The 12,568-nt window shown below is 74.2% G+C and carries 9 protein-coding genes; 6 read left to right on the top strand and 3 right to left on the bottom strand.

Annotation, left to right across the window (positions count from 1 at the left end; translation table 11 throughout):
- Positions 1-56: 56 nt before the first annotated feature.
- Positions 57-1,652: an FAD-dependent monooxygenase gene (locus FHX75_RS03720; protein ID WP_211364312.1), complete on the bottom strand. Its 1,596-nt coding sequence runs from the start codon at positions 1,650-1,652 to the stop codon at positions 57-59.
- Between the two features lie 224 nt (positions 1,653-1,876).
- On the opposite strand from FHX75_RS03720, the gene FHX75_RS03715 reads away from it, so the two are divergent.
- Together FHX75_RS03715 and FHX75_RS03710 are read left to right on the top strand one after the other, a co-directional pair.
- The gene (locus FHX75_RS03715; RefSeq protein WP_154936663.1) at positions 1,877-2,497 is read left to right on the top strand and encodes an acyl-CoA-like ligand-binding transcription factor; all 621 of its coding nucleotides are present in this window, start codon (positions 1,877-1,879) and stop codon (positions 2,495-2,497) included.
- A gap of 73 nt (positions 2,498-2,570) precedes the next feature.
- Positions 2,571-4,154: an MDR family MFS transporter gene (locus tag FHX75_RS03710; protein WP_154936662.1), complete on the top strand. Its 1,584-nt coding sequence runs from the start codon at positions 2,571-2,573 to the stop codon at positions 4,152-4,154.
- Positions 4,155-4,271: 117 nt separating this feature from the next.
- Here the strand turns inward: FHX75_RS03710 and FHX75_RS03705 are convergent, their stop codons facing one another.
- Complete coding sequence (locus tag FHX75_RS03705; RefSeq protein WP_154936661.1) at positions 4,272-4,838, bottom strand: nucleotidyltransferase family protein; 567 nt, start codon at positions 4,836-4,838, stop codon at positions 4,272-4,274.
- Positions 4,835-5,947: an XdhC family protein gene (locus tag FHX75_RS03700; RefSeq protein WP_154936660.1), complete on the bottom strand. Its 1,113-nt coding sequence runs from the start codon at positions 5,945-5,947 to the stop codon at positions 4,835-4,837. Before FHX75_RS03700 ends, FHX75_RS03705 begins: the two co-directional genes overlap by 4 nt.
- 79 nt (positions 5,948-6,026) lie before the next feature.
- Between FHX75_RS03700 and FHX75_RS03695 the strand changes: the two genes are divergently transcribed.
- The 4 genes from FHX75_RS03695 (at position 6,027) to lanKC (ending at position 12,538) form a co-directional block, all read left to right on the top strand.
- Positions 6,027-6,578: a 2Fe-2S iron-sulfur cluster-binding protein gene (locus FHX75_RS03695; protein WP_281290794.1), complete on the top strand. Its 552-nt coding sequence runs from the start codon at positions 6,027-6,029 to the stop codon at positions 6,576-6,578.
- Entirely contained in the window at positions 6,575-7,567 is a 993-nt protein-coding gene (locus FHX75_RS03690) for an FAD binding domain-containing protein (protein WP_154936658.1), read from the top strand. The genes FHX75_RS03695 and FHX75_RS03690 overlap by 4 nt, the downstream gene beginning before the upstream one ends.
- Positions 7,564-9,660: a xanthine dehydrogenase family protein molybdopterin-binding subunit gene (locus FHX75_RS03685; protein WP_154936657.1), complete on the top strand. Its 2,097-nt coding sequence runs from the start codon at positions 7,564-7,566 to the stop codon at positions 9,658-9,660. Before FHX75_RS03690 ends, FHX75_RS03685 begins: the two co-directional genes overlap by 4 nt.
- Before the next feature lie 220 nt (positions 9,661-9,880).
- Positions 9,881-12,538: a class III lanthionine synthetase LanKC gene (lanKC, locus tag FHX75_RS03680; protein WP_154936656.1), complete on the top strand. Its 2,658-nt coding sequence runs from the start codon at positions 9,881-9,883 to the stop codon at positions 12,536-12,538.
- The last annotated feature ends 30 nt before the right edge of the window (positions 12,539-12,568 follow it).

The following is a 12,568-nucleotide window of genomic DNA, read 5'->3' as shown; positions in this document are numbered from 1 at the left end:
ACGCCGCTCGGACGGCTGCGCCAGGCCTTCGAGCGGGCACGGGGTCGCCGCCGGCGTCACGAGGGAAGCCAGCGGTCCAGGTAGGCCGTCAACCCCGTCAGGTCCGTGCCGCCCGACCGGTAGCCGACATGGCCGTCGGGGCGGACCAGGTACGCAGCGCTGGCACCGGGCGCGAGGCCGAGCCGGCGCAGCGCGCGGGCGGCGGGGACCGCTCCCCCGGCGCTGTCGGATTCGGTCAGCCGGTGCACGGTGAGCCGGCCGGGATACCGCTGCGCCAGTCCGGCCGCCTCGCCCGTCGACCAGGCGGCCGGGGGGCCGCAGAGCAGCAGGTGCCACCCGGGCGCCGCGGTGAGCCGGTGGAGCGTGCCACCGTCGGCGCCGGAAACCGGCGTGTCGGGCAGCCGGTCACCGGCCCGGGGACCCTTGCGCGGCGGGCGAGGGCCGTCGGTCGACAGCGGGCTCCGCCGGTAGCCGATGCCCAGCTGCGACACCGTGCGGAAGGCGGTGGCCCGCACGAACCGGGGGGCGAGCACGGCGGGGATCAGCGCGGGGGCGAGGCGGCCGCGGACGAACCGGACGACCGGGTTGGTGGAGGTGGCCGCGACGAAGGCCCGGTCGGTGAAGCGCAGCACCATCCGGCCGACCGGCGCCCGCTCGGCCTGGTAGGTGTCCAGCAGGCTCGGATCGGCGCCGCCGTGCAGGGCGTGGGCGAGTTTCCAACCGAGGTTGACCGCGTCCTGGATGCCGGTGTTCATGCCCTGCGCGCCGGCCGGGCTGTGGATGTGCGCCGCGTCGCCGGCCAGGAACACCCGCCCGGCGCGGTAGCGGGTGGCGGCGCGGTGGTGCAACCGGAAGTTGGTCATCCAGATCGGGTCGTGCAGCCGCACGGTCGCGCCGGTGTAGGTGTCGGCGAGCGCCTGCACCTCGTCGAGGGTGACCGGGGACTCGGGCGGGGGCGCGTCGGCGGGTGGACGCATCACCAGCAGCCGCCAGCTGGCCGGGTGCCGCAGCGGGAAGAGGAACAACGTCCCCCGTCCGGACACGAACGCGTGCGCCGCGCCGCCGGCGACGCCGTCGGCCTCCAGGTCGGCCAGGACGAACGTCTGCGGGTACGCGCCGCCCTCGAATCCGATTCCGGCGAGGTGGCGCACGGTGCTGTGCGCGCCGTCGCAGCCCACCACGTACCGTGCCGACACCGGTTCCTCGCGACCGTCGGCGTGCCGCAGGGTCGCCGCCACGCCGTCTTCGGTCTGGTTCATCCCCACCAGCTCGACGCCCCGCTCGACGCCGAGCCCCACCGCCGCCAGGTGCTCGCCCAGGATGCGTTCGGTCTCCGCCTGGGACAGGAACAGCAGATAGGGGTAGGCCGTGTCCCCCAGCCCCAGGTCGAACAGCCGCACCGCCCGCACCCGGCCGTGGGCGTGCAGGCACAGTTGGACCGCGGGGTTGCCGCCGGCCAGCAGCTCGTCCGTCACCCCGAGGCCGGCGAGGACCTCCAGGGTGCGCGGTTGAATCGCCAACGCCCGCGACTCGTGGGCCCGGTCGACCGCGCGGTCGACCACGCGGGCCCGCACGCCGAAGGCGGCCAGCTGCGCCGCCATGGCCAGCCCGGTGGGCCCCGCCCCGACCACGAGCACGTCGACGGCGCTCACGGGACGACGACCCGTCGGCGGTTGACGATCACGGTCGATGGCGGCACGCGGTCGGTGGGGGCCCGGAGCCCGATCGCGTACGCGACGGCGATCACCTCAGACCCTGACGAATCCGGACTGCCCACGCCTCGCTCCGATCTCGGGCGCGCCGGCGCCGGTCGGGAACATCACTTCACAGAATAAAAACTTGCAGGCTCCGCAAGTTGACTCGTAGCGTCGCCGGAGTGACCGTAACCGAACAGGCCGCCACCGGGCGCCGGGACCGCAAGAAGCGGCAGACGCGGGCGGCGTTGACCGCCGCCGCGCTGCGGCTGGTCGCGGAACGCGGCCTGGAGCACGTGACGGTGGAGGAGATCAGCGAGGCGGCGGACGTCTCCTCGCGTACCTTCTTCAACTACTTCACCTGCAAGGACGACGCGCTCATCGCCGACCTGGCGGTCGACCGCGACCGCGTCGTGGCGCGGCTGGCGGCCGCCCCACCGCAGGTGCCGGCGGTGCCGGCCGTCCGGATCGCCCTCGACGAGGCGATCGACACGATGGAGTCCGAGCGCGAGCTGTGGCGGCTGCGCCTGGCGGTCATCGCCCAGAATCCCGCGCTGCTGCCCCGCCTGATGGCCGGCAACATCGAGACCGAGCGGGCCATGATCCAGGCGATCGGCGCGCGCCTCGGTGTCGATCCCGACCACGGCCACCCGGCGCTGGTCACCGCGGTGGCCGGCGCCGCCTTCCGCACGGCGATGCTGCGCTGGGCCGCCGACACCGACGGCCGGCCGCTGCGCGACTTCGTGGACGAGGCGTTCGCCGCGGTCGTCGCCGGCCTGCCGGATCCGTCGCCCACCTCCTGACCCACCAGTTCCCCGCCCCGGCGCAGCCGTTCCGGGGCCAGCCAATCCGGATCCACCCCGAAAGGGAGCGTCAATGACCACAACCGCCCCGCCCGCCGACCCGGCCGAGGTCGTCGGCACGCGCATGTCGCGTCGGGAGGTTCTCCAGGCCCTCTCCGGCCTGATGGTGGGCATGTTCGTGTCCATCCTCGCCTCCACGGTGGTGGCGAACGCGCTGCCGCGGATCATCGCCGATCTGCAGGGCAGCCAGACCGTCTACACCTGGATCGTCACCAGCGAACTGCTCGCCATGACGGCGACCGTGCCGCTGTGGGGCAAGATGGCCGACCTGTACAGCAAGAAGCTGCTGATCCAGCTGTCGCTGGGGCTGTTCGTGGTGGGTTCGCTGATCGCGGGCTTCACGCCGAACGTGGAGGTGCTGCTGGTCAGCCGGGTCGTGCAGGGCATCGGCGCCGGTGGCATGACCGCGCTGGCCACGATCGTCATGGCGGCGATGATCCCGCCGCGCGAGCTGGGCCGCTACGCCGGCATCTTCGGCGCGGTCTTCGGTGTCGGCACCATCGCCGGTCCGCTGATCGGCGGCCTGCTCGTCGACACGTCGTGGCTGGGCTGGCGGTGGTGCTTCCTGATCGGGGTGCCGTTCACCATCCTGTCCATCGTCCTGCTGCAGCGCACCCTGCACCTGCCGGTCGTCCGCCGGACGGTGAAGATCGACTGGTTGGGCGCGGTGCTGATCACCTCGGGCGTCTCCACGCTGCTGATCTGGTCGTCCCTGGCGGGCAACAAGTTCGCCTGGGCCTCGGGCTGGACGGCCGCGATGGTCACCGGCGGGGTGGTCCTGCTGGCGCTGGCGGTCCTCGTCGAGTCGCGGGCGGCGGAGCCGATCGTCCCGCTGGACATCTTCCGCAACCGCACCGTCTCGCTGGCCACCGTCGCCAGCGTGCTGGTCGGCGTCGCGATGTTCGGCGGCACCGTCTTCCTGTCCCAGTACTTCCAGATCTCGCTGGGCAAGTCGCCGACCGTCGCGGGCCTGATGAGTCTCCCGATGATCTTCGGTCTGCTCGTCTCGTCGACGATCGCCGGCCAGCTCATCACGAAGTTCGGCCGGTGGAAGGCCTACCTGGTGGCCGGCGCGGCGGTGATGACCGTCGGGATGCTGCTCCTGGGCACCATCGACGCCCGCACCAGCGTGGTCGTCCTGTCGATCTACATGGCCGTGCTGGGCATCGGCGTCGGCATGCTCATGCAGAACCTCGTGCTCGCCGCGCAGAACGACGTGCCGGCCCACGAGCTCGGCGCGGCCACCTCCGTGCTGACCTTCTTCCGCAGCATGGGCGGGGCCATCGGGGTCAGCGCGCTCGGCGCCGTCCTGGCCAACCGGGTGACCTCGCTGATGACCGAGAAGCTCGGCCCGGCCGCGGCGACCGGCGGCGGCTCCGCGGAGGTGCCGGACCTGTCCACCCTGCCCGAGCCGGTGCTGCGCATCGTGCAGGACGTGTACGGCACCGCCACCGCCGACCTGTTCCTGGTCGGCGCGCCGTTCGCGCTGCTCGCGCTGGTCGTCGTGCTGTTCATCAAGGAGAAGCCGCTGCACACCCTCAGCGGCGACGAGCGACGCGCCCAGGAGGAGGCGGCCGCGCAGGTGCCGGTGCACTGAGCGGTACGACGGTGACGGGGGCGGGGCCGGTCGGCCCGCCCCCGTTCCGTGTCCGCCGGCCCGTCCGGCCGGAACCGGGCGTGACCCATCCGCCCGGCGGCACCCGCTCCCCCGGGGCTAGAACGCCGCCAGGTCGGCCGGGGTGTCCACGTCGGCCGGCGAGCCGACACCGTCGCACGGCACCGGGACGACCAGGTCCGACCGGGCGCGCAGGAAGTCCCGGGCGCCCCGGTCGCCCACCGCGTGCCGGGCGACCATCGGCCAGGTCGCCCGGGCCAGCAGGACCGGGTGCCCGGCCCGCCCGGCGTAGGTGGCCACCGCGACCGACGCTCCGGCCGCGTACGCCGCCCGGACCCGGCGGACCGCCCCCGGTGCGAGCGACGGCTGGTCCACCAGCACCACCACCACCGCGGCGGCGTACCCGGGCAGGGACGTCAGGCCGCAGCGCAGCGACGCCCCGAGTCCCGCTCGCCACCGCCGGTTCAGCACCGGCACCGCCCCGGGCAGCGCCGGCAGTTCGTCCGCGCCCGCGCCGATCACGGCGTGCACCGGCGTGCATCCCCCGGCCCGCAGCAGGCGCACCGCCCGCCGCACCAGCGGCTCCCCGTCGACCTCGACCAGCGCCTTCGGCCGACCGAAGCGGCTACCGGCCCCGGCGGCGAGCACCAGCCCGGCGACCGTCATCGCGCCTCCACCGCCCGCCGGGGTGTGGCGGGCAGGCCGGTCCGGTGGATCGGGCCGGTCAGCCCGGTCAGCGGCCGCCCGCTCCCCCCGCGCCGGAAGGCCACCAGCTCCGCCGCGATCGCCAGCGCGATCTCCACGGGGGTCCGGCCGTTGAGGTCCAGCCCGGCCGGCGCGGCCAGCCGGTTCAGCTGCGCCTCGGACACACCCTCGGCGCGCAGCCGGTCGACCCGCGCGGCGTGGGCGGCGCGGCTGCCCAGCACGCCGATGTAGCCGGCCGGGGTGTCCAGCGCCGCGCGCAGCAGTGCGAGTTCGTGGCGGGGGTCGTGGCCGAGCAGACAGAGCACCGTGCTGGTGTCCACTCCGACGGTGGGCAGCCATCGGTGTGGCCAGGCGCGGTGGACCTCGTGGGCGGCCGGGAAACGTCCGGCGCTGGCGAACGCCGGGCGCGGGTCGCAGACCGTGACCCGGTAGCCGAGGTCCACCCCGATCCGACTCAGCGCCGCGGCCACCGCGGTCGCGCCCACGAGCAGCATCCCCGGGGTCGCCGGGACGGCCTGGAGCAGCACCCGTACCGGCGGACGCCCGGCCCGCCGGAGCAGAACGGTCCCGCCCGTACCGAACAGGTCGGCGGCCTGCCCGGCCACCCAGTCGTCCAGGACGGGGTCACCCAGCGTGCCCTCGCGGCGGTCGGGCCGGATCACCAGCTGGGCGGCGAACGGCGCCGGACCGCCGGTGACCGTGGCGACGCCGACCGGGCCGGCGCCGGCCAAAGCGCACAGCACCCGCCCCGCCGGGTCGCCCGGGGCCACCCGCCGCACCAGCACCGACAGGCTGCCCGTGCAGCCCGGCCGGGACGGCCACGGGCCGTCCGCGCCCACGGCGTACCGGGCCAGCCGGGGTCGGCCGGTGCGCAGCGCCTCCGCCGCCGCGTCGAGCACCGCCGACTCGACGCAGCCGGCCGGGATCCCGCCACGCACCTCCCCGACCGGGTCGACGGCCAGCAGGTCGCCCGGCGCCGGCATTCCGGCGGTGCTGGACACCACGGTCGCCAGCCCGAACGGCACACCCCGTCGGTGCAGGTCGCAGAGCGAGGCGAGCAGATCCCGCATGCGCCGGTCACCCCTTCCACCGAGGAGCCATCTGCCCCGATTTGAAGGCTTATCCTACGGTTGTCGGTACGATGACCCGGTGCAGAACGGGCGCGCGGGCGTGGACCCGACCGACGGCGGGTGGTCGTCCCCGGTCACCCTCACCGTCAACGGCACCACCCACGAGGTCACGCTCGACAACCGCACCACCCTGCTCGACGCGCTGCGCGAGCGGCTGGGGCTGACCGGGTCCAAGAAGGGCTGCGACCACGGCCAGTGCGGTACGTGCACAGTGCTGCTCGACGGCCGGCGGGCGAAGAGCTGCCTGCTCCTGGCGGTCACTCTCGACGGCCGGGACGTGTGGACCGTGGAGGGGCTGGCCACCGGCGGGGAGCTCTCCCCGCTCCAGGCGGCGTTCATCGCGCACGACGCGTTCCAGTGCGGATACTGCACCCCCGGGCAGCTCTGCTCCGCCCGGGCCATGCTCGACGAGGTCGCCGCCGGCTGGCCCAGCGCGGTCACCGCCGACCTGACGGGACCGGTGGAGCTCACCGACGCCGAGATCCGGGAGCGGATGAGCGGCAACCTGTGCCGCTGCGCTGCGTATCCCCACATCGTCGCCGCGGTCCGCGAAGCGGCGGCGTCGGGATGAGACCGTTCCGCTACCACCGTCCGGCTGGCGTCGCAGAGGCGGTCGCCCTGCTCGACGCGGCCCCGGACGGGGCGTACCTCGCCGGCGGGACCAACCTGGTGGACCTGATGAGGCTCGGCGTGCAGCGGCCGGACCTGCTGGTGGACGTCAACCGGCTGGCGCTGGACACGGTGGACCCGCTGCCGGACGGCGGACTGCGGATCGGCGCGACCGTCCGCAACAGCGACCTCGCCGCCCACCCGCTGGTCCGGCAGCACCATCCGATGCTCAGCCGTGCGCTGCTCGCCGGGGCCTCGGGACAGCTGCGCAACATGGCCACCACGGCGGGAAACCTGCTGCAACGCACCCGCTGCGTGTACTTCCAGGACACCGGCCGGGCGTGCAACAAGCGGGAGCCGGGCACCGGGTGCGCCGCCCTGCACGGGCAGAACCGGGACCTGGCGATCCTCGACTGGTCCGAGGCGTGCGTGGCCACCCATCCGTCCGACCTGGCGGTCGCCCTGGTCGCGCTGGACGCGGTGGTCGAGGCGTACGAGCCGGACGGGCCCCGCGAGGTCCCGGTCACCGAACTGCACCGGTCACCCGGCGCGCATCCCGAGCGGGAGACCACGCTCGCCCGGGGGACGCTGATCACCGCCGTGCGGGTTCCACCGCTGCCGTTCGCGACGCGGTCGACGTATGTGAAGGTCCGGGACCGGGCGTCGTTCGCGTTCGCGGTCGGTTCGGTGGCTGCGGCACTGGACCTGGAGGGGGACATCGTCCGCGATGTCCGGCTGGCGTACGGGGCGGTGGCGCACCGGCCCTGGCGGGCGTACCGGGCGGAGGACGCGCTGCGCGGCCGGCCGTTCACCGCCGAGTTGGCCGCGCAGGCCGCGGACGCCGAACTGGCCGCGGCCCGACCGCTGCACCACAACGCGTTCAAGGTCCCGCTGATCCGCAACATCACGGTCCGCGCACTCACCGACCTGGCCGGCCCGGTGAACCGATGACCGCCACCTCAACCGGCGCAGTGGGGCGCGAGCACCCACGGCTGGAGGGCCGGGACAAGGTGACCGGCGCTGCCCGCTACGCGGTCGAGTACCCGGCCGAGGCGGTGACCTACGGGTGGGCCGTACCCGCCGCGGCGACCCGCGGCCGGATCAGCCGGATCGACCCCGCCCCCGCGCTGGCCGTCCCGGGAGTGCTCGACGTGCTGCACCACGGCAACGCCCCCCGGCTCACCCCCGACGTGGACCCGGAGCTGTTCCTGCTGCAGGAGCCGACCGTGCACTACCGCGGCCAGTTCGTCGCGGTGGTGGTCGCGGAGAGCATCGAGGCGGCGCGGGAGGGAGCCGGGCTGGTCCGGATCGACTACGACACCGTCGCGCACAGCACGGTGCTCTCCGAGCACCACCCCGGGCTGTACCGGCCGGACAAGGTCAATCCGAGCTACCCGACGGACACCGCGAGCGGTGACTTCGACGCCGGGTACTCGGCCGCCGAGGTCCAGCTGGATGCCACCTACCGCACCCCGGCCCACCACAACAACCCGATGGAGCCGCACGCCACCACAGCGCGGTGGCAGGACGGCCGGCTGCTGGTCCAGGACTCCACCCAGGGTTCGTCGCCGGTGCAGGCGACCCTCGCCCAGCTCTTCGGGCTGCCCCGGGAGGCCGTCCGGGTGGTGGCCGAGCACGTCGGCGGCGGTTTCGGCAGCAAGGGGTACCCGAAGGCCGCCGTGGTGCTCGCCGCGCTGGCGGCCCGACAGGTGGACCGGCCGGTCCGGCTCGCCCTGACCCGGCAGCAGCTGTTCGGCCCGATCGGCTACCGCACACCCACCATCCAACGGGTCCGGCTCGGCGCGGACGCCGAGGGCCGGATCGCCGCGATCTGCCACGACGCGATCAGCCAGACCTCGACGCTGACCGAGTTCGCCGAGCAGACCGCCGTCTACACCCGCAGCATGTACGCGGCGCCGCACCGACGCACCACCCACCGACTGGTCCGGCTGGACGTGCCCACGCCGTTCTGGATGCGGGCGCCGGGCGAGTGCCCCGGCGCGTACGCGCTGGAGTCCGCGATGGACGAGCTGGCGATCGCCTGCGGCGTCGACCCGGTGGAGTTGCGCATCCGTAACGACCCGGCGGTCGACCCCGACAGCGGGCAGCCGTTCAGCAGCCGGAACCTGGTCGCCTGCCTGCGGGAGGGGGCCCACCGGTTCGGCTGGGCCGGACGTGACCCGACGCCACGGGCCCGACGCGACGGGCGGTGGCTGATCGGCACCGGGGTGGCCGGCGCCAGCTACCCGGCACGGGGCCTGGCCGCCGCCGCCGCGGTCACCGCCGCGCCGGACGGCAGCTTCGAGGTCCGGATCAACGCCACCGACATCGGCACCGGCGCCCGTACCGCGCTCTGGCTGGTGGCCGCCGACGCGCTGGCGGTCCCGCCGGAACGGGTCCGGATCCGGATCGGCGACAGCGATCTGCCACCGGCCGGCGTCGCCGGCGGCTCGATGGGCACTGCCTCGTGGAGCTGGGCGGTGATCCGGGCCTGCGAGACGCTGCGCGAGCGGCTCCGCGACACTCCCGGCGGGACGCTGCCGCCGGACGGGCTGACCGCCGAGGTGAGCACCGCCGACGAGGTACGGGCGCAACGCCCACTGGCCCGCTACGCGTACGGCGCGCACTTCGCGGAGGTCCGGGTCGACACGGACACCGGCGAGGTGCGGGTGGGGCGCCTGCTCGGGGTCTTCGCCGCCGGGCGGATCGTCAACCCGACCACCGCCCGCAGCCAGCTGATCGGCGGCATGACGATGGGACTGTCGATGGCGCTGCACGAGGAGGGCGTGCTCGACGAGCGGTACGGCGACTGGGTGAACCACGACCTGGCGACCTATCACGTCACCGGCTGCGCGGACGTCGAGCGGATCGAGGCGTACTGGGTGGCCGAGGAGGACGCCGAGCTGAACCCGGCCGGGGTCAAGGGGATCGGCGAGATCGGGATCGTCGGTAGCGCCGCCGCCATCGCCAACGCCGTGCACCACGCCACGGGCGTCCGGGTACGCGACCTGCCGATCCGGCTGGAGAAGCTGCTCGGCCGGTGAGTCAGCCCGGACACCTCGATTCTCATCGGTGAGCGGGTAGACGATCTCAGCTCCGGCCGGCGTCCCCACTGGTCACGCGGTATTCGCGAGTTCAAACTCCGCCGTTGTCACGACTTCGGGGTGGGAAACTCACCGCCGATCGATGACTCATCGCACTTCGCACGCCTCTCGGCCGTCCGCAGGATGGACCTCAACCGATCAGGCGGTGGAGGCAGGCGACATGGATGAACGGTACGACTCGTACTGCGCGGTCGATCCGCTCTTCTACGACTCGTTGGCCAGCGCGAGCACGGTGGTCGCCGGCTACGCGACGGACCGCCCGGTGCCGGACGGCTGGGAGTGCGAGGTCAAGGACGACTGGCTGATCCACGGCCCGGTCGACGGCTCGCTCCCCCAGCAGGGTTGGAAGATCCACGTGTCGGCCCGGCTGGACAACGCCGAACGGGTGCTGACCCGGGTGATGGACTACTGCCAGCCGCGCGGCATCCCGTTCAAGCACCTGCGCGGGCCGCGGATGCTGCTCATGCGCAACAGCAAGTACGCTCGCCGCGCCGGCAGCGGCAAGTTCATCACGGTCTACCCGCGCGACGACGCCGAGCTGGAGCTGACCGCCAAGGAACTGGCGGCGCTGCTCGACGGCGAGCAGGGGCCGTACATCCTCAGCGACCTGCGCTACGGCGACGGCCCGGTCTTCCTGCGCTACGGCGGCTTCGCCGCCCGGTACTGCCTCTCCCCGGACGGGCAGGTGGTGCCGGCCATCGAGGACGCGAGCGGCACCCTGGTGCCGGACCGCCGCGACCCGGTCTTCCACGTGCCGGAGTGGGTCACCCTGCCCGACTTCCTCGCCCCGCACCTGGCCGCCCGCAACGCGGCGAGCACCACCGAGCTGCCGTACCGGATCGAGAAGGTGATCCACTTCTCCAACGGCGGCGGCCTGTACGAGGCCCGGGACACCCGTACCGGGGACCGGGTCGTGTTGAAGGAGGCCCGGCCGTACGCGGGACTGGACGCCACCGGCGCGGACGCGGTGACCCGGCTGCGGCGGGAGGCCGAGGTGCTGCGGCAGCTCGCGGACGTGCCGCACCTGGTGCGGGTGCACGACGAGTTCAGCTTCGGCGGGCACGAGTTCCTGGCCCTGGGGTTCGTCGAGGGTCGCCCGCTCAATCAGTTGGTGGTGGAGCGCTACCCGCTGGTCCACCTCGACGCCGACCGGGCCGCGTACACCGGCTGGGCGTTGGACGTGCACCGGCAGGTGACCGAGGCGGTGGACGCCATCCACGCACACGGGATCGTCTACGGCGACCTGCACATGTTCAACGTCATGGTCGGCGACGACGGGACCGCCACGCTGGTCGACTTCGAGGTCGCCGCGCCCGCCGACGCGGCGGGCCGGCCGGCGCTGCGCAACCAGGCCTTCGCCGCCCCGCGCGACCGCACCGGATTCGACGTCGACCGGTACGCCCTGGCCTGCCTGCGGCTGGCGCTCTTCCTGCCGCTGACGGCGATGCTGCGGCTCGCCCCGGAGAAGGCGGCGCACCTGGCCGACGTGGTGGCCGAGAACTTCCCCGTGCCCCGCGACCTGCTCGACGAGACCGTCGCCGTGATCGTCGGTGGCCGGGCCGAGCCGCCGGACGGCCACGTTGGGGCGCCGGACGAACAGGCCGCGTCGCCGGCGGGCACCAGCGGTGCCGTCCGGGTCGACCCGGACGACTGGCCGGGGCTGCGCGACCGCCTCGCCGCCGCGATCGCCGCCAGCGCCACCCCGCACCGCGACGACCGACTATTTCCCGGCGACATCCGGCAGTTCACGGGCAGCGACGGCGGGCTGAACCTCGCCCACGGCGCGGCCGGGGTGCTGTGGGCGTTGCACGCGAGCGGCGCGCCCACCGAGCCGGAGCACGAGCGGTGGCTGATCGACCGGGTACGCGAACCCGCCTCCGGCAGCCGGCTCGGCTTCTACGACGGGCTGCACGGCATCGCGTACGTGCTGGACCGGCTCGGGCACCGCGACGAGGCGCTGCGACTGCTGGACCTCTGCCTGGACCAGCCGTGGACGGACCTGGGCAACGACCTGATCGGCGGCCTCTCGGGCGTCGCGCTGAACCTGACCCACTTCGCCGGGGTCACCGGCGAGCGACGGTACGCCGACGCCGCGCGGCAGGCGGTCGACCTGGTCGTCGAGCGGCTCGGCGACGTCGACTCGGTCGCCGAAATCAGCGGCGGCCGGCACCCGTACGCGGGACTGACCCGTGGCGGGGCCGGGGTGGCGCTGATGCTGCTGCGCAGGTACGAACTCGACCCCGACCCGGTGCTGCTCGACCACGCCGCCACCGCGCTCCGCCAGGACCTGCGCCGATGCGTGCAGCGCGACGCCGGCCACCTGGAGGTCAACGAGGGCTGGCGGACCATGCCGTACCTCGCCGAGGGCAGCGTCGGCATCGGCCTCGTGCTCGACCAGTACCTGCGCCACCGCCCGGACCAGCGGTTCGAGACCGCTGCGGCGGCGATCCGGCGCTGCGCCGACTCCCCGTTCTACGCCCAGTCCGGCCTCTTCGCCGGCCGGGCGGGGATCGTCACCTACCTGGCCGGGCGGGGCGAGTACGACCCGGCACGGCAGCAGACCCGACTGCTGAGCTGGCACGCCCTGCCGTACCGGGGGCTGACCGCCTTCCCTGGCGACCAGCTGCTGCGGCTCTCCATGGACCTGGCCACCGGCACCGCCGGCGTACTCACCGCCCTCGCGGCGACCCGACCGGCGGAGGCGGCCAGGCTGCCGTTCCTGACGCCGCTGCCCGAGGCGAATCCGCCGTCGGAGGCGAGGCCGCTGCCGGACCTGAGGCCGCTGCCGGACGCGACGCCGGCGGGATCGGCCGGCTGACCGGCCACCGAAGCTCCCCGGGTCACCCCG

The sequence above is a fragment of the Micromonospora palomenae genome (assembly GCF_007829925.1).
GTDB classification, from domain to species: domain Bacteria; phylum Actinomycetota; class Actinomycetes; order Mycobacteriales; family Micromonosporaceae; genus Micromonospora; species Micromonospora purpureochromogenes.
The sequence above is the reverse complement of the archived record's forward strand: the minus strand, read 5'-3'. Positions and strand labels throughout refer to the sequence as shown.

Bases quoted from the DNA above. Each gene is read 5' to 3' on its own strand.
- FHX75_RS03710 (WP_154936662.1), top strand. From the start codon at position 2,571: ATGACCACAACCGCCCCGCCCGCCGACCCGGCCGAGGTCGTCGGCACG.
- FHX75_RS03705 (WP_154936661.1), bottom strand. From the start codon at position 4,838: ATGACGGTCGCCGGGCTGGTGCTCGCCGCCGGGGCCGGTAGCCGCTTC.
- FHX75_RS03700 (WP_154936660.1), bottom strand. From the start codon at position 5,947: ATGCGGGATCTGCTCGCCTCGCTCTGCGACCTGCACCGACGGGGTGTG.
- FHX75_RS03690 (WP_154936658.1), top strand. From the start codon at position 6,575: ATGAGACCGTTCCGCTACCACCGTCCGGCTGGCGTCGCAGAGGCGGTC.
- FHX75_RS03685 (WP_154936657.1), top strand. From the start codon at position 7,564: ATGACCGCCACCTCAACCGGCGCAGTGGGGCGCGAGCACCCACGGCTG.
- lanKC (WP_154936656.1), top strand. From the start codon at position 9,881: ATGGATGAACGGTACGACTCGTACTGCGCGGTCGATCCGCTCTTCTAC.